The organism is Paracoccus sigandri, from assembly GCF_003709565.1.
GTDB classification, from domain to species: domain Bacteria; phylum Pseudomonadota; class Alphaproteobacteria; order Rhodobacterales; family Rhodobacteraceae; genus Paracoccus; species Paracoccus siganidrum.
The window spans coordinates 183,581-205,811 of record NZ_QNRC01000006.1; the positions used below are offsets into that span (position 1 = coordinate 183,581).

Consider the following 22,231-nt stretch of genomic DNA (forward strand, 5'->3'; position numbering starts at 1 on the left):
ACCAAAAGCCGCCTGACAGAAATGACAGCAAAACCCGTTATTCCAAAAGTCATAATGCACATGCAGCATGACATTACTAGGGTGACATCACCGCATGATTCACCCGGAGCCCGCCATGCCACTGGATCGCACCGCCACCGTTCCGCCGCCCCTCGTCCTGCGCGACGCGCCGGGGGCCGACCATGTCCTGACAGCCGAGGCGCTGGCCTTCCTGGCCGAGCTTCAGGCCCGTTTCGGCCTGCGCCTTCACGCGCTGATGGTCGCCCGCCAGCGCCGCCAGGAACGCATCGACCGGGGCGAGCTGCCCGACTACCTGCCCGAGACGCGCGACATCCGCCAGGGCATCTGGCAGGCCGCGCCCATCCCCGAGGCCCTGGCCGACCGCCGGGTCGAGATCACCGGCCCGGTGGACCGCAAGATGATGATCAACGCGCTGAATTCGGGCGCCAAGGTCTTCATGGCGGATTTCGAGGACGCGACCGCGCCCAGCTTCGCCAATATCGTCGCGGGCCACGCCAACATGCTGGACTATCGCGACGGGGTGCTGGAATTCGACGATCCGAAGACCGGCCGGTCCTATCGCGTCGGCGCCGATCCCGCGCTGCTGATCGTGCGGCCCCGCGGGCTGCACATGGCGGAATCCAATGTGCTGATCGCCGGCCAGCCGGTCTCGGCGGCGCTGTTTGATTTCGGGCTGACGATCTTTCACTGCGGGCGGGCGCTGGCGGCCTCGGGCCGGGGGCCGTTCTACTACCTGCCCAAGCTGGAAAGCCATCGCGAGGCGCGGTTCTGGAACGAGGTCTTCCTGTTCGCGCAGGAGCGCGTCGGGTTGGCGCCGGGCACGGTCAAGGCCACGGTGCTGATCGAGACCCTGCCCGCCGCCTTCGAGATGGACGAGATCGTCTGGGGGCTGCGTGACCATATCGCCGGGCTGAACTGCGGCCGCTGGGACTATATCTTCAGCTATATCAAGACCCTGCGCGCCCATCCCGCCTATGTGCTGCCCGACCGGGCACAGCTTGCGATGGACCGCGCCTTCCTGGCCAGCTATGCGGCGCGGCTGGTCAAGGTCTGCCACCGGCGCGGCATCCATGCGATGGGCGGCATGGCGGCGGCGATCCCGGTCAAGGGCGATCCGGCCGCGAACGAGGCCGCCTTCGCCCGCATCCGCGCCGACAAGCAACGCGAGGTCGAGCTGGGCCATGACGGCACCTGGGTCGCCCATCCCGACCTGGTCCCCGTCGCCCGTGCGGTCTTCGACACGGCCATGCCGGGGCCGAACCAGATCCGCAAGCCGCGCCAGGAATACCGCATCCAGCCCGCCATGCTGCTGAAGCCGCATCAGGGACAGGTGACCGAGGCGGGGGTGCGCGGCAATATCGCGGTCGCGGTGGAATACCTGGCGCAATGGCTGTCGGGCCGGGGTGCGGTGCCGATCAGCAACCTGATGGAGGACGCCGCCACCGCCGAGATCTGCCGCGCGCAGCTGTGGCAGTGGATCCGCCACGCCACCCCGGTGGCGATGGCGGATGGCGCCGAGGCCCCGCTGACCGAGGAACGCTTCGGCCGGATGATGCAGGACGAGATCGCCCGCATCCTCGACCAGCTGGGCCCCGGCGGCTTCCATCGCGGCCATTACGCCTCGGCCGCGCGGATCGTGCAGGATGCGGTCACCGCCCGGACCCTGCCCGATTTCATCACCGCCCCGGCCAGCCAGCTGCTGGACGCGCTGGACTGAGATGGACCCGATCACCCTGCTTTCGCCCTTCGGCGGCCCGATCCCCGACGGCTGCCCCCCGGACCAGGCCCCCGACCGGGGCCGGCCTGCCAGAACCGGAAACCTTCATGTTGAAAGGAAGAACCATGACGAACCGCGCGACTTTTTCGGAGATCCGTGCCGAGCTGCTGTCCCGCTACCCCTCCGGCCGGACCCCCGGTGGCGTTTCGATCGATGACATCGTGCAGCTGCGGCTGCAGAACACCTATGACACGCATCTGGACATCGCCCGCGGCATGGCGAGCGTGATGCGCGCCGACATGGCGGCCTATGACGCGGATCCGTCGAAATTTACGCAAAGCCTGGGCTGCTGGTCGGGATTTCATGCCCAGCAGATGATCAAGGCGGTCAAGCGCCTGCGCGGCACGGCGAAGGGCACCTATGTCTATCTGTCGGGCTGGATGGTCGCCGGCCTGCGCAACCGCTGGGGCCACCTGCCCGACCAGTCGATGCATGAAAAGACCGCCGTGGCCGACCTGATCCAGGAAATCTACGTCTCGCTGCGCCAGGCCGACGAGGTCGCCATCAACGACCTGTTCAAGGAACTGAAGGCCGCCGGGTCCGAGGACGAGCGCAAGGCCGTCATCGACAGGATCGACAATTTCGAAAGCCATGTCGTGCCGATCATCGCCGATATCGATGCGGGCTTCGGCAACGAACATGCCACCTATCTGCTGGCCAAGGAGCTGATCAAGGCCGGCGCCTGCTGCCTGCAGATCGAGAACCAGGTGTCCGACGCCAAGCAATGCGGCCACCAGGACGGCAAGGTCACCGTCCCGCGCGAGGATTTCATCGAGAAGCTGCGCGCCTGCCGCCTGGCCTTCGAGGAACTGGGCGTGGACGACGGGGTGATCGTGGCGCGCACCGACAGCCTCGGCGCCGGCCTGACCCAGAAGGTCCCGGTCAGCCAGCAGCCCGGCGACCTGGCCAGCCAATATGTCAAATGGCTGAAGACCGAGCCGATCTCGGCGGCCAACCCGATCCGCGAGGGCGAGCTGGCGATCTATCAGGGCGGCGAATTCGTGCGTCCGCTGCGCCTGGCGAACGGGCTGTTCCCCTTCAAGGAAGGCACCGGCCGCGACCGGGTGATCGAGGATTGCATCGCCTCGCTGACCCAGGGCGGCGCGGACCTGCTGTGGATCGAGACCGACACGCCCAATGTCGACGAGATCGCCGGCATGGTGGCCGAGATCCGCAAGGCCGTGCCCGATGCCAAGCTGACCTACAACAACTCGCCCAGCTTCAACTGGACGCTGAACCTCAGGAAGCAGGTGCGGGCCCAGTGGCTGGCCGAGGGCCGGATCGCGGAGGCCGACTATCCCGATGGCGTTGATCTGATGAAGGCCGATTACGACGAGACCGATCTGGGCCGCGAGGCGGATGTCCGCCTGCAGCGCTTCCAGACCGACATCTCGGCCCGCGCGGGGGTGTTCCACAACCTGATCACCCTGCCGACCTTCCACCTGACCGCCAAGTCGGTGGACGAGCTGTCGCACGGCTATTTCGGCGACCAGAAGATGCTGGCCTATGTGAAAACCGTGCAGCGCGAGGAGATCCGCCGCGGCATCGGCGCGGTCCGGCACCAGCACGAGGTCGGCTCGGACCTGGGCGACAGCTTCAAGGAGATGGTCGCCGGCGAACGCGCGCTGAAGGCCGGCGGGCAGGCGAACACCATGAACCAGTTCGCCGCCGAGTGACAGGCGATCCGGCAGGGCGGTCCTGCTGGCGTTGGAGCCGCCTCGCCGGTGCGCCGTCCCGAAAGGGGCGGCGCTTTGGCATCCCGGCCGGCGGGTCAAGCGACGGCGCAACCTTCGCCCCGCAGCGGTCAGGTGGCGCAGCGCGGCTTCGGTCTTGGGCCGCAATCGGGATTGACCCGCAACGACAGGCTGATCGGCAATGGCGGCAAGGACAGCTTCCCGATCGGCTTCGACGAGGATGCCGGCCGGCCCTGTTCGGGCGGCGCCGCCTCGGACGCGCTGACGGGCGGTGCGCGCCATCTTGCAGGGGACCCTTCGCCCGCCCGCGCGGCCTGGCATAGTTTTACTAATGCGAACCCTCTGAACATTCTCCTTTGCGACGCGGCGGCCGGCTGTCCTACCACCACGGCAGACACAAGTCCGCGCAGAGGAGGCCGCCACATGACATCCCGGCTGGTGCTGGAAGGCATCTACACGCCGCTGATCACCCCGTTCCACGCGGATGGCTCGATCGATTTCGACGCGCTTGCCGATCTGGTCGAACACCTGGTCGCGGCGGGTGTGCATGGCCTGATCTCGGGCGGCTCGACCGGCGAGAACTATGCCGAAACGGTCGAGGAGCGGCTGGAGCTGGCCCGCTTCATCACCGGCTGCGCGAACGGCCGGCTGCCGGTGATCGTCGGCACCGGCGCGATGCGCACCCCGGATTCCATCGCCCTGGCGAAGGGCGCGCGCGAGATGGGGGCCGATGCGATCCTTCTGGGCACGCCGCCCTATTCCGTCCCGACCGAGCAGGAGAACGCGCTGAACGCGCTGGCCATCGACCGTGCCGCCGACCTGCCGATCATCCTCTACAACTATCCCGGCCGGATGGGCGTCCAGATGGGCCGCGAATTTTTGGACCGCGTCGGCCGCTCGAAGAACGTGATCGGGATCAAGGAAAGCTCGGGCGACATCAACCGGGTGCACCTGCTGGCGCGGGACTATCCGCATATCCAGCTGTCCTGCGGCATGGACGACCAGGCGCTGGAATTCTTCGCCTGGGGCGCGCGCAGCTGGATCTGCGCCGGCTCGAACTTCCTGCCCGAGGAACATGTCGCGCTTTACGAGGCCTGCGCCGTGCGCGGCGATTTCACGCGCGGCCGCCAGATCATGTCGGCGATGATGCCGCTGATGCGGGTGCTGGAACAGGGCGGCAAGTTCATCCAATGCGTCAAGCACGGGGTCGAGACCACCGGCCTGCGCGCCGGCCCGATGCGCCCGCCGCTGCGGGGCCTGAACAAGGACGACAAGCGCGAGCTTGAACAGGTGATCCGCGTGCTGAAAACCGCCGTCAGGGCGATCACGGAAGGGAACTGAGATGAGCGATCTTCTGACCATTCAGGAATACAAGGCCATCGCCGCCGGTCTGGACCTGCCGCAGAATGCCTTCATCGACGGCAGCTTCCGCCCGGCGATCTCGGGCAGGACCTTCCAGAGCGTGAACCCCGCCACCGGCGCGCCGCTGGCCGAGATCGCCGCCTGCGGGGCCGAGGACGTGGACCTGGCCGTGGCCAAGGCCCGCGAAGCCTTCGAGGACGGCCGCTGGTCGCGGCTGCACCCGGCCGAGCGCAAGGAGGCGCTGATCCGGCTGTGCAAGCTGATGACCCGCAATGCGCGCGAGCTGGCGGTGATGGAGAGCCTGGACAGCGGCAAGACCATCTATGACTGCGAGACCGTGGACGTGCCCGAGGCGATCCATGTCATCAAGTGGCACGCCGAACTGATCGACAAGATCTATGACCAGGTGGCGCCCCCATCCGACAACCACATCGCCATGGTGCTGCGCGAGCCGGTGGGCGTCGTGGGGCTGGTGCTGCCCTGGAACTTTCCGCTGCTGATGCTGGCCTGGAAGATCGGCCCGGCCCTGGCGGCGGGCTGTTCGGTGGTGGTGAAACCCGCCGCCGAGACCACGCTGACCGCGCTGCGGCTGGCCGAACTGGCCGCCGAGGCCGGGTTGCCGCGCGGCGTGCTGAACGTGGTGACCGGATCGGGCGCCGAGGTGGGCGAGCCCCTGGGCCGCCACGCGGATGTGGACATGGTCAGCTTCACCGGCTCGACCGTGACCGGGCGGCGCTTCCTGCATTATTCGGCCGACAGCAACCTCAAGGAAGTCGTGCTGGAACTGGGCGGCAAGAACCCCTGCATCGTGCTGGACGATGCCGAGGATCTGGACGCGGTGGCCGCCCATGTCGTCAACGGCGCCTTCTGGAACATGGGCGAGAACTGCTCGGCCGCCTCGCGGCTGATCGTGCAGGCGGGCGTCAAGGAGCGGCTCATGGACCGCGTCCGCGCCCATGCCCGCGAATGGGTGGTCGGCGATCCGCTGGACCCCTCGGTCCGGGTCGGCGCGCTGGTCAGCAAGGCACATTTCGACAAGGTCTCGGCCTATCTGAAGCTGGCGCAGGGCGGCAAGGTGGTGCTGGGCGGCGCCAGCCATCACGGCACCCATGTCGAGCCGACCATCGTCGAGACCAGCCGCGATTCCCAGCTTGCCCGCGAAGAGATCTTCGGCCCGATCCTGAGCGTGACCCCGGTCGCCAGCTTCGAGGAGGCCATCGCGGTGGCCAATGACACCGAATACGGGCTGGCCGCCTCGATCTTCACCGCCAATGGCAAGCGGGCGCTGCGCGGCGCGCGGATGCTGCGGGCCGGGACGGTGACGGTCAACAGCTTCGGCGAGGGCGACATCACCACCCCCTTCGGCGGCTACAAGCAGTCGGGCTTCGGCGGGCGCGACAACAGCATTCATGCCCATGACCAGTATACCCAGCTGAAGACGATCTGGCTGGACCTGACCGACCAGTCCGACGCCTCTGTGGACTGAGGGACCCATGACCAGGCACAAGGCCAGGCGCATTCCGGTCTTCAACGGCCCGGCGGGGTGGCGCGCGATCCTGCCCCCCGCCGCCCCGCGCGCGCGGCTGGAGGGGGCCACGGGCTGCGACGTGGCGATCATCGGCGGCGGTTTCGCGGGGCTCTCTGCCGCGCGCCGCCTGCGGCAGATCGATCCGGCGCTGGATGTGGTGATCGTTGACGCCGCGCGGATCGCGGAAGGCGGCACCGGGCGCAATTCGGGCTTCATGATCGACCTGCCGCACGAGCTGACCTCGTCGGACTATGCCGGGGCGGGGGACAGCCATGACCGGCAGCTGACCCGGCTGAACCGCCACGCCATCGAATTCGCGGCCGAGGCGGTGCGCGACTATGCGATCCCCGAGGGCTGGTTCCAGCGCGCGGGCAAGATCAACGCCGCCGCCTCGGATGCGGGGATGGCGGCCAATCGCAGCTATGCCGCGCATCTGCGCGACCTGGGCGAGGCGCACCAGATGCTGGACGCCCGCGCCATGCGCGAGGTGACCGGCAGCGACTATTATCGCGGCGGGCTTTTCACGCCCGGCACGGTCATGCTGCAACCGGCGGGCTATGTGCAGGGCTTCGCCGCGGGGCTGGAGCGCGAGGGCATCCGCATCTTCGAGAATTCGCCCGTCCTGCAGATCGAAACGGCGGCGCAGGGCTGGTGCGTGGCGACGGCCGAGGGGTCCGTTCAGGCGCAGAAGGTCATCATGGCCCATAACGGCCATCTGGAAAGCTTCGGCTTCAAGGCCGGGCGGCTGATGCATGTCATGCTGAACGCCTGCATGACCGAGGAACTGGACGCGGACACCCTGAAGGCGCTTGGCGGGCAGGAATGCTGGGGCGTCACCCCCGCCGATCCGATGGGCACCACGGTGCGCAGGATCGGCCCTGCGCAGGGCGGCAACCGCATCGTGATCCGCCAGGGCGGCTATTACCGGCCCGACATGCAGACCAGCGCCGCCGACCTGGCCCGCGTCACCCGGCAGATGCGCCAAAAATTCGACGCCCGCTTCCCGATGCTGGCGGGGGTGCGCTTCCAGTATTGCTGGTCGGGGCATCTGTGCCTTGCCCGCAATGCCGTTTCCGTCATGCGCCAGCTTGAGCCGGGGCTCTACGCCGCCTGCGTGGACAACGGCCTGGGCACGACGCGCAGCACCCTGACCGGGATCGGCGCGGCGGAACTGGCCTGCGGGCGCAGCAGCGACATCACCGGCTTCTTCACCGCCGAGGCCGAGCCGGGCCGCCTGCCCCCGCATCCCTTCGACACGATCGGCGCCAATCTCTATCTTCGCTGGAAGGAATGGCAATCCCGGCTAGAATGACCCCTGGACCACCCGGGAGCGTCACCGACATGCCGCCGATCAAGCGCCGTTACCTGCCCTCGCTGGGGGCATTCGCCACCTTCGAGGTCGCGGCCAAGCATCTGAGCTTCACGCTGGCGGCGAAGGAGCTGAACGTGACGCAGGGCGCGGTCAGCCAGCAGATCCGGCTGCTGGAGCGCGCCCTGGAAACCGCGCTGTTCGTGCGCAAGCACAATGCGCTGGAACTGACGCCCGAAGGCGCAAGCCTGTTTGGCGCGGTGACGGCGGGGCTGGACACGATCAGCGCGGCGGTGTCGGTGCTGGCCGGGGACGAGGGGCCGCAGACCGTCACCGTCTCGGCCACCGACGCGATGGCGCTGTTCTGGCTGCGGCCGATGATCGACAGCTTCCGTGCCCGCCACCCCGATATCGGCTTCGTCGTGCTGGCCTCGGATGCCGACGACACGCTGCGCAACTATGCCGATGTCGATATCGCCTTCATGTGCGGCAATGAGCGCTGCGAGGTCGGCGAGGAACTGCATTTCCTGTTCCAGGAGATCGCGCAGCCGGTCTGCACCCCGGCCTTCCTGGCCCGTCACGGCCCGTTTGAGGATGCCGATGCGCTGAATGGCGTCAACCTGCTGCACCTGCATGACCGGCATTGGAGCGCGGATGCGATCGGCTGGCAGCCCCTGGGCTGGGCAGAGTGGTTTCGCGCGCAGGGCGCGGAATGGGCCAAGGCGCCGTCCAGCCTGTCGACCAACAAGGTCAGCCTGCTGATGGAGGCGGTGCTGGCCGACGAAGGCGTCATGCTGGGCTGGCACCATATGGTGCGCGAACCGATCCGCCAGGGCAGGCTGGTCTTCGCCCATCCCGCGCCGCTTACGGCCGGGCGGGGCAACTTTCTGAACTGCAAGAAGAAATCGCTTGAGCGGCCGGGCGTGGCCAGCTTCGTCGCGCATGTCCTGGACAGGGTCAGGCTGCAGGCGCGGGACTGAGCGCCCGCAACCGGGCCGATGCCGCGCGCGATCTGCCGCAGATCTGCTAATGCCCAACCGCAGAAAATTCTCGTTTGCCTGAAAACCGGCCCTCGGGGATAAGTTCCCCGATCCGAAGCGTAGGGGGCGCTTTGGACGAAGCGGGCCGACATCCCCGGAAAATCGCCGCCCGACCCCGAGGAAGATGGATCGGGGCATGACGCTCGCCGCGGACCCGGCGCAGCGACGGGCGGCCGATATCCGATGTCCGGGCCGGCCAAGACGAGTCCAATCAGTGGAGAATGAAATGCGCAGACTTTTCAAAGCCGTTCTTGCCGGTGTGTTGGCCCTGGGGCTTGCCTCGCCGGTGCTGGCGCAGGACAAGGTGATCAAGATGGGCACGATGGCCTGGGAGGACGTGACACCGATCACCGGCATCACCAAAAAGGTGCTGGAGGAGAAGGGCTTCACCGTCGAGGTGACCGAGTTTTCCGAATGGGGCATCGCCTATGCGGCGCTGACGCGGGGCGATGTGCAGGTCCTGACCTCGCAGATCGATTACGTCGCGCAGGACTACTGGAACAGGAACAAGAACCGGCTGGAGAAGCTGTCGCCGGTCTCGCACGGGCTCTACCAGGGTATCGCGGTGCCCAGCTATGTCACCATCGACTCGGTCGAGGAGCTGAACGACAATGCCCAGCAGTTCGGCGGCAGGATCGTGGGGATCGAGCCCGGCGCGGGCCTGATGCGCGAGGCGGCCGATGCCGTCGATGCCTATGGGCTGAACCTGCAGCTGATCGAGGGCTCGACCGCCGGCATGACCGCGGCGCTGAAATCCGCCGTGGACCGCCAGGAATGGATCGCCGTCACCCTGTGGGAGCCGTCCTGGATGGTGCAGCAGTTCGACACCAAGTTCCTGGCCGATCCGCAGGGCGTGTTCGCCCCGCCGCAGGGCTATTACTGGATTGCCCAGAAGGGCTTTGCCGAAGCCAATCCCGAGGCGCGCGAGGTGATCGCTGGCGTCTATGTGCCGCTGGCCGACATCACCGCGATCAACGCGGCCGTGAACGACGGCAAGACCATGGACCAGGCCATCGCCGACTGGACCGAGGCCAATGCCGACCTGATCGGGCGCTGGGGCAACATCAAGTCCTACTGAGCCTGCGCAGACGGGCGGCCCGGTATCGCGGCCGCCCGCTTGCCTATCGGAAAGACGTCACAGGGAGGCGTGGGAATGACGCATAGTGAGGCGACGGAGGTTCTGATCGACTGCCAGTCGGTCTGGAAGGTGTTTGGCGACCGCTCGCCCGAGGCGATCCGGGCGATCACCGGCCGGGGCCTGGGCAAGCAGGAGGTGCTGAAGGAATTCGGCTGCGTGGTGGGCGTCTCGGATGCCAGCATCCAGGTGCGGCGCGGCGAAATCTTCTGCATCATGGGGCTGTCGGGCTCGGGCAAGTCGACGCTGATCCGGCTGCTCAATCGGCTGATCGAGCCGAGCTTGGGCAAGGTCACGGTCAAGGGCCGCGACATCGCCGCCATGGACGCCGCCACCCTGCGCGAGACCCGCGCCCGCCATATCGGCATGGTCTTCCAGTCGGTCGCCCTGCTGCCGCAGCGCACGGTGCTGGAAAACGCCGCCTTTGGGCTGGAGGTCCAGGGCGTCGGCAAGGACGAGCGCAACCGCGCCGCCGAGGTCGCGCTGGACAAGGTGGGCCTCGCGGACTGGAAGGCGCGCTATCCGTCGGAACTGTCGGGCGGGATGCAGCAGCGGGTGGGGCTGGCCCGCGCGCTGACCTCGGACCCCGAGATCATCCTGATGGACGAGCCGTTCAGCGCGCTGGACCCGCTGATCCGCCGGCAATTGCAGGACGAGTTCCGCCAGCTGACCAAGGACCTGGGCAAGTCGGCGGTCTTCATCACCCATGACCTGGACGAGGCGATCCGCATCGGCGACCGCATCGCCATCATGAAGGACGGCGTCATCATCCAGACCGGCACCGCCGAAGAGATCGTGATGAACCCGGCCGACCAGTATGTCGCGGATTTCGTCGCCGGCATCTCGCGGCTGCACCTGGTCAAGGCGCATTCGGTGATGGTCCCGCTTGCCGAATGGCAGGGCGATGCGGCCAGCTTGCCGCGCTGCTCCTCTGATGCCGATATCGACGCGCTGATCGGCCAGATCACCGAGACCGGCAGCGACGCCGTCGCGGTCGAGGAGGACGGCCGGCTGGTCGGCGTGGTCACCATCCGCAACCTGCTGCTGGGCGTGCGCGGCGACGCCGACGCCCGCGCGGCCTGAGGGGATGGCGATGGAAAACTTCGTGACCGCCTTCGACATGGCCGTCGACGACGCCCTGTTCTGGCTGACCGACCATGCCGCCTTCATCTTCGACGGCATCCGCGCCCTGCTGGAGGGGCTTTACGACGGCATTCTCTGGCTGCTGATGCTGGCGCCCTTCCACGTCGTCTCGGTCCTGGCGGGGCTGATCGCCTGGCGCGTGATGAAAAGCCCCGGCGCGGGGATCGCGACCGTGCTGGCGATGGTCTTCTGCTGGTGGATGGGGCTCTGGGCGGAAACCATGAGCACGCTGGCACTGGTCGTCGCCGCCTCGGTCATCGCGCTGGCGATCAGCCTGCCGCTCGGCGTGCTGGCCGGGCTGATGCCGCGGCTGGACCGGGCCTTGGCGCCGGTGCTGGACCTGATCCAGACCATGCCGCCCTATATCTACCTGCTGCCCGCGATCGCGCTTCTGGGCTATGGCCCGGCGACGGCGCTGATCGCCACGGTGATCGTCGCCATGCCGCCGGCGGTCCGGCTGACCGCTCTGGGCATCCGCCGGACGCCCACCGAATTCATCGAGCTGGGCCATGCCACCGGGGTGACGCCCGCGCAGATGTTCCTGAAGATCCGCCTGCCCTTCGCGGTGCCCTCGATCATGGCCGGGGTGAACCAGAGCCTGATGATGGCTTTCGGCATGGTGGTGATCGCGGGCATCGTCGGCTCGGGCGGGCTGGGCGAGACCATCTTCAGCGCCATCCGCACGCTGGATATCGCCAAATCCATCGACGCCGCCATCGCCATCGTCGTGCTGACCATGGTGCTGGACCGCGTGACCCAAAGCCTTGCGAGGGCAAAGTGATGAACCAGATTTCTCCGGGCGCCTTCCTCGCGCCGGCCGTCGACTGGCTGAACGCGAATTTCCACCCCTTCTTCGCGCTGGTGACCCGCGTGATCGAGGCCGTGCTGGGCGGGATCGAGGCCATGCTGCTGGTGCTGCCGCCCGTCGGGCTGATCGTGCTGGTCGCCGGTGCCGCCTTCTTCGCCGCCGGCCTGCGCATTGCCGTGCTGTCGGCCTGCTGCCTGGGCTTCTGCTGGCTGACGGGGCTGTGGACGGCCTCGATGCAGACCCTGGCCGTGGTGGTCGTCTCGGTCGCGATCGCCGTCGCCATCGCCTTCCCGCTGGGGATCTGGGCCGCGCGCCGCGCCTCGGTCGAGGCGGCGCTGCGTCCGATCCTCGATGTGATGCAGACCGTGCCGCCCTGGGTCTACCTGATCCCGGCGGTGATGATCTTCAGCCTGGGCCGGGTGCCGGCGATCATCGCCACGATCGTCTACGGCATCCCGCCGATGCTGCGGCTGACCACGCTGGCCTTCAAGGGCGTGCCGACCGACCTGAAGGAGCTGGGCCAGGCCATCGGCGCCAAGCCCCGCACCATCCTGTGGAAGATCGAGTTTCCCGCCGCCAAGCCCACCCTGCTGGTCGGGCTGAACCAGTGCATCCTGCTGTCGCTGGCGATGGTAGTTCTGGCGGGGCTGGTCGGCGCGGGGGGCCTCGGCGCCGAGGTCACGCGCGGGCTGACCCGCATGGAGATGGGCCTGGGCCTGCGCGCCGGCCTTGCCATCGTCGCAATCGCGCTGCTGCTGGACCGGCTGTCGCAGGGCGCGCTGGATCGGCAGCGCAGGGCCTGAGCCATGCGCTGCCGGTGTTCCTGCATCGGAGGCCTCAGCCTTTCACGGCCATGGCTGCCGGTGCGTGGCCGCGGTTGCGGGACATGGCGAACAGCACCGCGGCGGCCCAGATCGCGGCGGCGATCCACCACATGTTGAAGCCGCCCGCCAGCAGCGCGAAACCGATCAGCCCGCCCTGCACGACGTAATAGGCCATCGGGATCAGGGTCTGGCGGATGATCGCGCCCTCGCGGTCGGTCAGGCCGACGGTGGCCGATGCGGCGACGACGTTATGCACGCAGATCATGTTGCCCGCCGCGCCGCCGATGGCCTGCAGCGCCACCACGGTGCCCGCGCCCGCCGCGCCCAGGCCGATCTGCTCGGCGGTCGAGAACTGGAACAGCGAGAACATCATGTTGCTGACCGTGTTCGACCCGGCGACGAAGGCCCCCATCGCCCCGATCAGCGGCGCGAACATCGGCCAGGCATTGCCGACCGCCGCGGAAACGCCCTCGGCCAGGACGATGGGCATGCTGGCCAGCCTGTCCGAGGCCGAGTTCAGGAAGACCTGCACCATCGGCACCGCCAGCAGCAGCGCCGGCGCCGCGGCCATCATCGTCGTGCCCGAGGATTTCAGCGCCTTCGCATAATCGCTGCCCTTCATCCCGTGATAGAAGAAGGTGAACATCGAGGCGAGGATCAGCACCGTGCCCGGCAGATACAGCACCTGCGTGCGCGAGTTGATGCCCGAGCCGAACAGGTCGTCGAAGGCGACGGTCATGCCGGGCGAGGTCAGCCATGCCTTCAGCGGCTCGACCGTGCGGGTCAGGATCAGCAGAAGCACGACGAAGACATAGGGCGCCCAGGCCTTCAGCAGCGGCATCAGCGGCTTGCTGGCATGGTGGTCCTCCAGGTCGTCCAGCTTGCCGACCCAGGCCTCGTCCCAGTCCTTGCGGGGCGGGAAGTCGAAGCTGTCCCTGGGGATGAACAGCCCGCGCTTCGCGGCCGGCACCACGATCAGCAGCCCGATGATCCCGCCCAGAAGCGAGGGGAATTCGGGGCCAAGCAGGTTGGCGCTGATCCAGTAGGGGACGGTGAAGGCAAGGCCCGCGAACAGCGCGAATTTCCAGATGCGGAAACCCTCGATGAAGGACCGGTTCGCGCCGAAGAAGCGCGTCAGCATGCCCACCAGGATCAGCGGGATCAGGAAGCCCACCAGCCCGTGGATCGTGGCGACCTTGACCGCGATCTCGAACAGATAGTCGGTGAAGGCCATCGGCGCGATGGTGGTCTCGACGATCTGCTGGCCCGACAGGCCGGTATTCACGCCGACCAGGATCGGCGTGCCGACCGCGCCGAAGGACACCGGCGTCGACTGGATGATCAGCGTGACCATGACGGCGGCCATGGCGGGAAAGCCGATGGCGACCAGCAGCGGCGCGGCGATGGCGGCGGGCGTTCCGAAGCCCGAGGCGCCCTCGATCAGCGAGCCGAACAGCCAGGCGATGATGATCGCCTGCACCCGCCGGTCGGGCGAGATCGAGGTGAAGCCGCTGCGGATCGCGCGGATGCCGCCGCTTTCCTCCAGCGTGTACAGCATCAGGATCGCGCCGAAGACGATATAGAGCAGGCTGATCGCGGTCACGGCGCCGTTGACCGTCGCGCCCATGACGGTGGTCAGTTCGGTGCCCCAGACCAGCAGCGCGGTCGCCACCGTCACCACATAGGCGATGAGCATCGAGAACTTGGCCGAGCGCGCCAGCACCACCAGCAGCAGAAATACCGTGGCGATGGGCAGCAGGGCCAGGATGAATGTCACTAATCCAGCCATCTTTCCTCCTCAGATGGGGCGGCAGGGCCGCCGTTTCGGTTCCGTTCGTTTCCCGCGCGGCCTGGTCCCGTGCCGCGATCAGGCCGCGCGGCAGGGCCGGAAGCCCTGGGCCGTCAATGCCAATGCGCGCATTTCGAGGTCTGGCCGATGCCGGGGTTCAGGCTGTTCGTCGGGTCGATCGCGCGATAGAACCCGGCCAGTTCCGGCTTGGCGCGATAGAGATGGCCGACATTGTGCTCGGCCGGATATTCGGCGCCGCGCTGGTCCAGCAGGCGCCACATCTCGTGCTCCACGGCCAGGCAGTCATGGCCCTTCTTCACGACGTAATCCTGATGGAAGACGTGGCAGAAGAAATGGCCGTAATAGAGCTTCTTCTCGATCTTCGCGTCCAGATCGGCGGGCAGGCGCTCGACCCAGTCGCGGTCGTCGCGGCGCAGCGCGATGTCCAGCGCCACGATGTCCTGAACCTCGCGGGCGTGGATCGCGCGATAGCGCACGGCGGCGCCGGCCACGGCGAAGCGGTGCAGGAAGGCGGCCTTGCCCTCGTCGGGGGTGCATTCGAACATGTCGCCGCTGGCCGAGGGGAACAGGCCGGACAGGTAGTCCCGCGCCTCGGCGATGCCCGCGCCGCCCATGCGCAGCAACAGGTGATGTTCATAGCGGTCGCGGAAATCGTCCATGCGCGCCGGCAAGTGGCGCTGCGCCAGCGCGGACAGGCCCTGGGCGATCCGGTCCGACAGGGTGGTGCCCAGCCCCAGCCTTTCGGTCAGCGCGTCCATGCGCGCCTTGGCGGCGAACAGCGCGGGCATCCGGTCGGTACCGGCGCGCCGGATGAACAGGAAGGTGTCCTTGCCGTATTTCGCCGCCACGTCATAGGCTTCGCGGTGGATATATTCCCCGGCGATCGGCAGGCTCTGGAAATTCGTCAGGATGTGGCGGCGGATCCCGGTCAGCTCGGCCGGGTCGTTGCTGCCGATCTAGAAGACCGCTGTGTCCGTCTCGGCCTCGAAGGTGTCCAGCCGCACGGCGAAGACCGCCAGCTTGCCCGCGCAGCCGGCGCTTTCGTGCAGCCGCCGCGGATCGGCGTTGAACCGCGCCGGGGTCGGGGCATCCACGTCGCGCACATGGGCGGCATATTCGCGGTCCGAGGCCCAGGCGTCGCTTGGCTCGGGCGCGGGCAGATCGCCGCGCTCGACACGGGCAAGGATCTCCTCGGGGTCGTTGCCCAGGGGCAGGCCCAGGTGATTGACCAGCGCGACCGAGCCGTCGGCGCGGACCTGGGCATAGAGGCTCAGCTCCGTATAGGCGGGCCCGCGCCGCACCAGCGCCCCGCCGGAATTGTTGCAGATCCCGCCCAGGACCGAGGCGCCGATGCAGCTTGAGCCGATCACCGAATGCGGTTCGCGGCCCAGGGGGCGCAGGCGCTTTTCCAGCGCGTCCAGCGTGGCGCCGGGCAGGCAGAGGACCTGCTTTCCGCCCTCGATCAGGTGGATGCCGCGCAGGCGCATGACGCTGATCAGCACGATCTCGCGGTCGTAATCCGCGTCCCAGGGGGTCGAGCCGCCGGTCAGCCCGGTATTCGCGGCCTGCAGGATCACCGCGCGGCCGGCAGCGATCGCGGCGTTCAGGACCCGCCACATCTGAACCAGCGATCCGGGCCTGACCACCGCCGCCACCGGACCCGCGCCATAGCGGAAGCCACGGGTATAGCGGCGCGTGGCGCGCGGCGCGGTCAGCACATGGCCCGCGCCCACGATGCCGCCAAGCTGCGCCAGCAGCGCGGCGCGCGGCATCTGGTCGGATCGGTCCCGTCCTGCGGCTGCGATCATTGGCCGTCTCCTCCCTGCCGCCCCATGGGCGTCGGCCGTCATCGGCGGACGGCCAGCATTCGATTGATGGATTACCTCTCCTGCATGCATGGTAAAATTATTTTACCAAGATTGTCAAACCGGAAGTTGATTGCGCCGGCCCCGCTGCTTCGGCTACCATCGATTTCCGGGAGATTCCCGAGGGTTCGGAGGACCGGCGGTGGACAGGAAAGTGAACAAGGGCGCCAGCGCGGCAGAGGCCACGGCCCGGCATATCGAGGAACTGATTCTCGAGGGTTCGCTTCGCTCTGGCGACCCGCTGCTGCCCGAGCGCGAGATGGCGCTGCGGCTGGATGTCTCGCGCCCGACATTGCGCCAGGGGATCAAGATGCTGGAAGACAAGGGGCTGATCGTCACGGATGCCGGCGGCACGCGCCGGATCGCGCCGCTGGCCACCAGCATCACCGACCCGCTGGTCGAGCTGATGTCCTCGGGCGGCAGGGTGGTGGACGACTATCTGGAGCTGCGCAGCACGCTGGAAGGCATGGCCGCCAGCCTGGCGGCGACCCGCGCCAACGACGTGGACCGCGCGACGCTGACCCGCTGCATGGAGCGGATCGACCGCGCGCATGAGAAGGCCGATGCCCGCGACGAGGCCGAGGCCGATGTCGACCTGCATGTCGCCGTCTACGAGGCCAGCCACAATATCGTGCTGCTGCAGATCATGCGGGCGCTGTCGGGGATGCTGCGCAAGGGCGTGTTCCACAATCGCGAGAAGCTCTATGCCCGCTCCGAGGTGCGCGACGTGCTGCTGCTTCAGCACCGCGCCATCTTCGAGGCGGTGATGGCCCGCGATCCCGCCGCCGCCGCCCGCGCCGCCGAGGATCACATGGGCTATACGCGGCGTGTCCTGAACGAGATCGCCGCCGCCGAGGCGCGGCTGGAAATCTCGCTGCGCCGGCTTGAAGGCGGCAGCATCGCGCAACGCGACTGAGGCGCCCACCGCAGGACGGCGGTGGCCCGGACCCTGCCGCGCGGTCGCTTTTTTCCCGATCCCGAAGCCTGTTCCTGCACCCGCCTGACCCGGCGGATTTCTTCCGCTTGATCTGAATCAAGTTGGCGGCGCGCGATTCGTGAAACGCTTGGTGCAGTTTGCAAGGCCGCCCATCCGGCCCTGCGGTTTTCGGACGAGTTCGACCGCGGCGATGTTGCGCCGCCCCGCAGCCAGCAGCGGCATGAGGTCGCGTCGGCTGCCATCCCAGCCGCCGGAGGCAATCATGAACCAGACACCCGAGACGACCGAGAAGCGGGGACTCCGTTTCCCCACCGCCTTCACCATCCTGTTCGGCCTGATCATCCTGGTCGCCGCGCTGACATGGATCGTGCCCGCCGGACAGTATCAGCGCGAGATGAACGAGGCGCTGGACCGCGAGGTCCCCGTCGCCGGCACCTATGCCGAGACCGAGCCCAACCCGCAGGGCATCACCGATGTGCTGATGGCGCCCATCGCCGGGCTCTACGATCCCGACAGCTACGAGGCGAATGCCATCGACGTGGCCGTCTTCGTGCTGGTCATCGGCGGCTTCATCGGCGTGGTCGCCGCCAGCGGCGCCATCAATGCCGGCATCGGCCACGCCATGACCAGGCTGGCGGGGCGCGAGAAATGGATGATCCCGGTGCTGATGGGCCTCTTTGCGCTTGGCGGCACGACCTATGGCATGGCCGAGGAGACGCTGGCCTTCTACATGCTGCTGATCCCGATCATGATCGCCGCGCGCTATGACGCGGTGACGGCGGTGGCGATCATCCTCTTGGGCGCGGGCGTGGGGGTCCTGGGCTCGACCGTCAACGCCTTCGCCACGGTGATCGCCTCGGACGCGGCAGGGATCCCCTTCACGCGCGGGCTGGTGCTGCGGCTGGTGATCCTGGTCCTGTGCTGGCTGGCCTGCGTGATCTACGTCATGCGCTATGCCGAGAAGGTCCGCCGCGATCCCTCGAAATCGCTGGTCTACGACATGAAGGCCCGCAACGAGGCGCATTTCCTCAGCGGCCACCAGGGCGAGAAGACCGAGTTCACCACCATCCACAAGATCGTCCTGTCGATCTTCGGGCTGACCTTCCTGGTCATGGTCTGGGGCGTGCTGGTCGCCGGCTGGTGGATGGGCGAGATGAGCGCGCTGTTCCTCGGCGCGGCGATCCTGGTCGGGCTGGTCGTGCGGCCGGGCGAGAAGGCCTTCGTCGATTCCTTCGTCGACGGCGCGCGCGACCTTCTGGGCGTGGCGCTGATCATCGGGCTGGCGCGCGGCATCGTGGTCGTCATGAATGCCGGGCGCATCACCGACACCATCCTGCACTGGGCCGAGATGTCGGTCGCGGGCCTGGGCGAGGTGGCCTTCATCAACGTGATGTACTGGCTGCAGGTGCTGATGTCCTTCTTCGTGCCGTCCTCGTCGGGGCTCGCCGTGCTGTCCATGCCGATCATGGCGCCGGTCGCGGATTTCGCCGGCGTGGGGCGCGACCTGGTGGTGACGGCCTATCAGTCGGCGAACGGTCTGGTGAACCTGATCAACCCGACCTTCGCCGTGGTCATGGGCGCGCTGGCCATCGGGCGCGTCCCCTACGAGCGCTGGCTGCGCTTCATGTGGCCGCTGCTGCTGATCCTGACCGTCATCATCATGGCCTGCCTCAGCATCGCCGCCCTGATCGCCTGAAACCGGAGAGCGAACATGTCCATCACCTATGGCGTCCATTCGGAAATCGGCAAGCTGCGCCGTGTCCTGGTCCACCGGCCCGGTTCGGCCTTGGCGCGGCTGACGCCCTCGAACTGCCGCGACCTGCTGTTCGACGACGTGATCTGGGTCAAGCAGGCCCGCACCGATCACATGGAATTCGTCGATGCCATGCGCTATCGCGGCGCCGAGGTCGTGTTCCTGCGCGAGCTTCTGGCCGAGACGATGCGCATCCCCGAGGCCCGCGACTGGCTGCTGAGGCGGCGCGTCAACGAAAACACCGTCGGCGTGGGCCTGGCCGACAAGCTGCGCGCCCATCTGATGGAAATCGACGCCGACCCGCTGTCGCTGATCCTGCTGGGCGGGATGAGCCGCGCCGAGCTGCCGCTTGAAGGGGGCGGGCTGTTTCCCGCCACCCTGCGGCCCGAGGATTTCGTGCTGCCGCCGCTGCCCAATCACCTGTTCACCCGCGACACGACCTGCTGGATCCATGGCGGCGTGACGCTGAACCCGATGCGCTGGAACGCGCGCAAGCTGGAGACGGTGAACATCGCCGCGATCTATCGCTTCCATCCCGATTTCCGCGACGCGGGCTTCCCGGTCTGGTGGGGCGACCCGGATCGCGACCACGGCCTTGCCACGCTGGAGGGCGGCGACGTCATGCCGATCGGCAACGGCACCGTGCTGGTCGGCATGGGCGAACGCACCACCCCGCAGGCGGTGGACCAGCTGGCCCGCGCGCTGTTCGCGCAGGGCGGGGCCGAGCGGGTGATCGCCTGCAAGCTGCCGGTCGAGCGCGCCTCGATGCATCTGGACACGGTGTTCAGCTTCTGCGACCGCGACCTGGTCACGGTCTTCGCCGATGTGGCGGCCCGGATCGTGCCCTATTCGATCCGCCCCGGCGACCGGGACTGGACGCTGGACATCCGCGAGGAAAACCGCCCGCTGGTCGAGGTCGCCGCCGAGGCGCTCGGCCTGCCGAAGCTGCGCGTGGTCGAGACCGGCGGTGACGCCTATGTGGCCGAGCGCGAGCAATGGGACGACGGCAACAACGTCATCGCGCTCGAGCCCGGCGTGGTCATCGCCTATGACCGCAACACCTATACCAACACCCAGCTGCGCAAGGCGGGGGTCGAGGTCATCACCATCCCCGGCGCGGAACTGGGCCGGGGGCGCGGCGGCGGCCATTGCATGACCTGCCCGCTGATCCGCGATCCGGCCTAGGGGGAGGCAAGCAGATGCCCGTCAATCTTCTGGGACGCAGCGTCCTCAAGCTCATGGATTTCAGCCCCGACGAGATCCGCTTCCTGCTGCGGCTGTCGGCCGCGCTGAAGCAGGCCAAATATGGCGGCTATGAACAGCAGCGGCTGCGCGGTCGCAACATCGCGCTGATCTTCGAGAAGGACTCGACCCGCACCCGCACCGGCTTCGAGGTGGCGGCCTATGACCAGGGCGCGCATGTCACCTATCTGGGCCCGACCGGCACCCAGATCGGCAAGAAGGAATCGATGAAGGACACCGCCCGCGTGCTGGGCCGCATCTATGACGCCATCGAATATCGCGGCTTCGGCCAGCAGCAGGCCGAGCTTCTGGCCGAATGGTCGGGCGTGCCGGTCTATAACGGGCTGACGGACGAATTCCACCCGACCCAGATCCTGGCCGATTTCCTGACCATGCGCGAATTCACCCGCAAGCACCTGTCGCAGCTCGCCTTCTGCTTCTTGGGCGATGCCGGCAACAACATGGGCAATTCGCTGTTGGAGGGCGCGGCGCTGATCGGCATGGACGTGCGGCTTGGCGCGCCGCGCGACTGCTGGCCCGACGCGGCGCTGGTCGCCCGCTGCCGCGAGATCGCCGAGACCACCGGCGCCAGGATCACCCTGACCGAGGACCCGGCCGAGGCCGCGCGCGGCTGCGATTTCGTCTATACCGATGTCTGGGTCTCGATGGGCGACCCCGAGGAGGTCTGGGCCGGGCGGATCGAGAAGCTGACCCCCTATCGCGTCACCCGCCAGGTCATGGAGGCGACCGGCAACCCGCATGCCAAGTTCATGCATTGCCTGCCCGCCTTCCACAACCGCGAGACCGAGATCGGCGAGAAGATCTTCCGCGACTACGGCATCGACTGCATGGAAGTGACCGAGGAGGTCTTCGAATCCGCCGCCTCGATCGTCTTCGACCAGGCCGAGAACCGGATGCACACGATCAAGGCGATGCTGGTCGCCACCCTCGCGGGCTAGGGCGATGCGTGTCGTGGTGGCCCTTGGCGGCAACGCGCTGCTGCGGCGCGGAGAGCCGATGACGGCCGAGGCGCAGCGCGCCAATGTGCGCAAGGCGGCGCGGGCGCTGGCCGATCTGGCGCGCGACCACCAGATCGTGGTCGCGCATGGCAACGGCCCGCAGGTGGGGCTGCTGGCGCTGCAGGCGGCGGCCCATGGCGGCGGGACGGTCTGGCCCTTGGACATCCTGGGCGCCGAAAGCGTCGGCATGATCGGCTATCTGGTCGAGCAGGAACTGGCCAATGCCCTGCCGCGCGAGGCGGCGCTGGCCACGCTGCTGACCCAGATCGAGGTCGACCCGGACGATCCCGCCTTCGCCCGGCCCGAAAAGCCCATCGGGCCGCTCTATGACGCCGCGGAGGCCGGGAAGATGCGCGCCGCCCATGGCTGGCCGATGGCCGAGGAGGCGGCCGGCAAGTGGCGCCGCGTCGTGCCCTCGCCCCGGCCCCGGCACATCACCCAGATCCGCGCGGTGCGCCTGCTGGTCGATCGCGGCGTCACGGTGATCTGCGCGGGCGGGGGCGGCATCCCGGTGATCCGGCTGGCCGATGGCAGCCTGCAGGGGGTCGAGGCCGTGATCGACAAGGACCACGCCGCCGGCCTGCTGGCCGCGCAGCTGGAGGCCGACGCCTTCCTGATGCTGACCGATGTGGATGCGGTCTATGACGGCTGGGGCACCCCCGCGCAGCGCGCCATCCGCAGCGCGCGGCCCGACCGGCTGGATCCGGGCCGCTTCGCCGCCGGCTCGATGGCGCCCAAGGTCGAGGCCGCCCGCGCCTTCGCGACATCGCCGGGCAGGGTGGCCGGGATCGGCCGGCTGGAGGATGCCCGCGCGATCCTGGAAGGGCGCGCAGGCACGTTGGTTGCGCTCGAGTCCGATTGAACGTCGTTCCGCCATCTGGCCGCGATGCCGGTCCGGGTGCGTCCTGGCTCGACTTCCGGCGGGCCATGCGGTATGATTGCGCTAACAACACGGGATGATCGG

General features: G+C 68.0%; 17 protein-coding genes and 1 pseudogene. 15 read left to right on the forward strand and 3 right to left on the reverse strand.

Features of this window, described 5'->3' with window-relative positions; all coding sequences use genetic code 11:
• Nucleotides 1-115 precede the first annotated feature (115 nt).
• From aceB to C9E82_RS07690, 10 genes are all read left to right on the forward strand, one after another.
• Nucleotides 116-1,738: a malate synthase A gene (gene aceB / locus C9E82_RS07645; RefSeq protein ID WP_119896673.1), complete on the forward strand. Its 1,623-nt coding sequence runs from the start codon at nt 116-118 to the stop codon at nt 1,736-1,738.
• A gap of 125 nt (nt 1,739-1,863) precedes the next feature.
• Nucleotides 1,864-3,474: an isocitrate lyase gene (locus tag C9E82_RS07650; protein WP_119896674.1), complete on the forward strand. Its 1,611-nt coding sequence runs from the start codon at nt 1,864-1,866 to the stop codon at nt 3,472-3,474.
• A 441-nt stretch (nt 3,475-3,915) separates the two neighbouring features.
• On the forward strand, nt 3,916-4,833 hold the full coding sequence (locus tag C9E82_RS07655) for a dihydrodipicolinate synthase family protein (RefSeq protein ID WP_119896675.1): 918 nt from the start codon (nt 3,916-3,918) through the stop codon (nt 4,831-4,833).
• A gap of 1 nt (nt 4,834) precedes the next feature.
• Complete coding sequence (locus C9E82_RS07660) at nt 4,835-6,340, forward strand: aldehyde dehydrogenase (protein WP_119896676.1); 1,506 nt, start codon at nt 4,835-4,837, stop codon at nt 6,338-6,340.
• 7 nt (nt 6,341-6,347) lie between these two features.
• A complete protein-coding gene (locus C9E82_RS07665; protein ID WP_119896677.1) occupies nt 6,348-7,694 on the forward strand; it encodes an NAD(P)/FAD-dependent oxidoreductase in 1,347 nt (448 codons plus the stop codon).
• A gap of 29 nt (nt 7,695-7,723) precedes the next feature.
• Nucleotides 7,724-8,671 carry a LysR substrate-binding domain-containing protein gene (locus tag C9E82_RS07670; RefSeq protein WP_119896678.1) on the forward strand — a complete coding sequence of 316 codons (948 nt, stop codon included), beginning with the start codon at nt 7,724-7,726 and terminating at the stop codon, nt 8,669-8,671.
• Between the two features lie 286 nt (nt 8,672-8,957).
• Complete coding sequence (locus tag C9E82_RS07675; RefSeq protein WP_119896679.1) at nt 8,958-9,809, forward strand: glycine betaine ABC transporter substrate-binding protein; 852 nt, start codon at nt 8,958-8,960, stop codon at nt 9,807-9,809.
• A 75-nt stretch (nt 9,810-9,884) separates the two neighbouring features.
• Nucleotides 9,885-10,949 (forward strand): quaternary amine ABC transporter ATP-binding protein, encoded by a 1,065-nt coding sequence (locus C9E82_RS07680; protein WP_119896680.1) that lies wholly within the window; start codon nt 9,885-9,887, stop codon nt 10,947-10,949.
• Nucleotides 10,950-10,959: 10 nt separating this feature from the next.
• Nucleotides 10,960-11,790: an ABC transporter permease gene (locus C9E82_RS07685; RefSeq protein WP_119896721.1), complete on the forward strand. Its 831-nt coding sequence runs from the start codon at nt 10,960-10,962 to the stop codon at nt 11,788-11,790.
• A complete protein-coding gene (locus C9E82_RS07690; RefSeq protein WP_119896681.1) occupies nt 11,790-12,620 on the forward strand; it encodes an ABC transporter permease in 831 nt (276 codons plus the stop codon). Before C9E82_RS07685 ends, C9E82_RS07690 begins: the two co-directional genes overlap by 1 nt.
• Nucleotides 12,621-12,654: 34 nt before the next feature.
• Here the strand turns inward: C9E82_RS07690 and C9E82_RS07695 are convergent, their stop codons facing one another.
• Both C9E82_RS07695 and dld read right to left on the reverse strand, forming a co-directional pair.
• Nucleotides 12,655-14,430: an L-lactate permease gene (locus C9E82_RS07695; protein ID WP_119896682.1), complete on the reverse strand. Its 1,776-nt coding sequence runs from the start codon at nt 14,428-14,430 to the stop codon at nt 12,655-12,657.
• Between the two features lie 113 nt (nt 14,431-14,543).
• Nucleotides 14,544-16,349: pseudogene (dld, locus tag C9E82_RS07700) on the reverse strand (D-lactate dehydrogenase).
• Between the two features lie 109 nt (nt 16,350-16,458).
• Here dld and C9E82_RS07705 point away from each other — a divergent pair.
• Entirely contained in the window at nt 16,459-17,232 is a 774-nt protein-coding gene (locus C9E82_RS07705; RefSeq protein ID WP_119896683.1) for an FCD domain-containing protein, read from the forward strand.
• Between the two features lie 117 nt (nt 17,233-17,349).
• Here C9E82_RS07705 and C9E82_RS25255 read toward each other — a convergent pair whose 3' ends face one another.
• Nucleotides 17,350-17,475, reverse strand: a complete 126-nt coding sequence (locus C9E82_RS25255; RefSeq protein ID WP_280524935.1) for a hypothetical protein — start codon at nt 17,473-17,475, stop codon at nt 17,350-17,352.
• 40 nt (nt 17,476-17,515) lie between these two features.
• Here C9E82_RS25255 and C9E82_RS07710 point away from each other — a divergent pair, with 40 nt between their 5' ends.
• The 4 genes from C9E82_RS07710 to arcC are packed head-to-tail and all read left to right on the forward strand — an operon-like array spanning nt 17,516 to nt 22,129.
• Nucleotides 17,516-18,949 carry a YfcC family protein gene (locus tag C9E82_RS07710; RefSeq protein WP_119896684.1) on the forward strand — a complete coding sequence of 478 codons (1,434 nt, stop codon included), beginning with the start codon at nt 17,516-17,518 and terminating at the stop codon, nt 18,947-18,949.
• A 15-nt stretch (nt 18,950-18,964) separates the two neighbouring features.
• Nucleotides 18,965-20,191, forward strand: a complete 1,227-nt coding sequence (gene arcA / locus C9E82_RS07715; RefSeq protein WP_119896685.1) for an arginine deiminase — start codon at nt 18,965-18,967, stop codon at nt 20,189-20,191.
• Nucleotides 20,192-20,205: 14 nt separating this feature from the next.
• The gene (argF, locus tag C9E82_RS07720) at nt 20,206-21,207 is read left to right on the forward strand and encodes an ornithine carbamoyltransferase (RefSeq protein ID WP_119896686.1); all 1,002 of its coding nucleotides are present in this window, start codon (nt 20,206-20,208) and stop codon (nt 21,205-21,207) included.
• Between the two features lie 4 nt (nt 21,208-21,211).
• Nucleotides 21,212-22,129, forward strand: a complete 918-nt coding sequence (gene arcC / locus C9E82_RS07725) for a carbamate kinase (RefSeq protein ID WP_119896687.1) — start codon at nt 21,212-21,214, stop codon at nt 22,127-22,129.
• Nucleotides 22,130-22,231: the final 102 nt, after the last annotated feature.

Excerpts from the sequence above, each read along its gene's own strand:
- aceB (WP_119896673.1), top strand. The coding sequence starts at position 116 with ATGCCACTGGATCGCACCGCCACCGTTCCGCCGCCCCTCGTCCTGCGC.
- C9E82_RS07650 (WP_119896674.1), top strand. The coding sequence starts at position 1,864 with ATGACGAACCGCGCGACTTTTTCGGAGATCCGTGCCGAGCTGCTGTCC.
- C9E82_RS07655 (WP_119896675.1), top strand. The coding sequence starts at position 3,916 with ATGACATCCCGGCTGGTGCTGGAAGGCATCTACACGCCGCTGATCACC.
- C9E82_RS07660 (WP_119896676.1), top strand. The coding sequence starts at position 4,835 with ATGAGCGATCTTCTGACCATTCAGGAATACAAGGCCATCGCCGCCGGT.
- C9E82_RS07665 (WP_119896677.1), top strand. The coding sequence starts at position 6,348 with ATGACCAGGCACAAGGCCAGGCGCATTCCGGTCTTCAACGGCCCGGCG.
- C9E82_RS07670 (WP_119896678.1), top strand. The coding sequence starts at position 7,724 with ATGCCGCCGATCAAGCGCCGTTACCTGCCCTCGCTGGGGGCATTCGCC.
- C9E82_RS07675 (WP_119896679.1), top strand. The coding sequence starts at position 8,958 with ATGCGCAGACTTTTCAAAGCCGTTCTTGCCGGTGTGTTGGCCCTGGGG.
- C9E82_RS07680 (WP_119896680.1), top strand. The coding sequence starts at position 9,885 with ATGACGCATAGTGAGGCGACGGAGGTTCTGATCGACTGCCAGTCGGTC.
- C9E82_RS07685 (WP_119896721.1), top strand. The coding sequence starts at position 10,960 with ATGGAAAACTTCGTGACCGCCTTCGACATGGCCGTCGACGACGCCCTG.
- C9E82_RS07690 (WP_119896681.1), top strand. The coding sequence starts at position 11,790 with ATGAACCAGATTTCTCCGGGCGCCTTCCTCGCGCCGGCCGTCGACTGG.
- C9E82_RS07695 (WP_119896682.1), bottom strand. The coding sequence starts at position 14,430 with ATGGCTGGATTAGTGACATTCATCCTGGCCCTGCTGCCCATCGCCACG.
- C9E82_RS25255 (WP_280524935.1), bottom strand. The coding sequence starts at position 17,475 with ATGCCGCTGCTGGCTGCGGGGCGGCGCAACATCGCCGCGGTCGAACTC.
- C9E82_RS07710 (WP_119896684.1), top strand. The coding sequence starts at position 17,516 with ATGAACCAGACACCCGAGACGACCGAGAAGCGGGGACTCCGTTTCCCC.
- arcA (WP_119896685.1), top strand. The coding sequence starts at position 18,965 with ATGTCCATCACCTATGGCGTCCATTCGGAAATCGGCAAGCTGCGCCGT.
- argF (WP_119896686.1), top strand. The coding sequence starts at position 20,206 with ATGCCCGTCAATCTTCTGGGACGCAGCGTCCTCAAGCTCATGGATTTC.
- arcC (WP_119896687.1), top strand. The coding sequence starts at position 21,212 with ATGCGTGTCGTGGTGGCCCTTGGCGGCAACGCGCTGCTGCGGCGCGGA.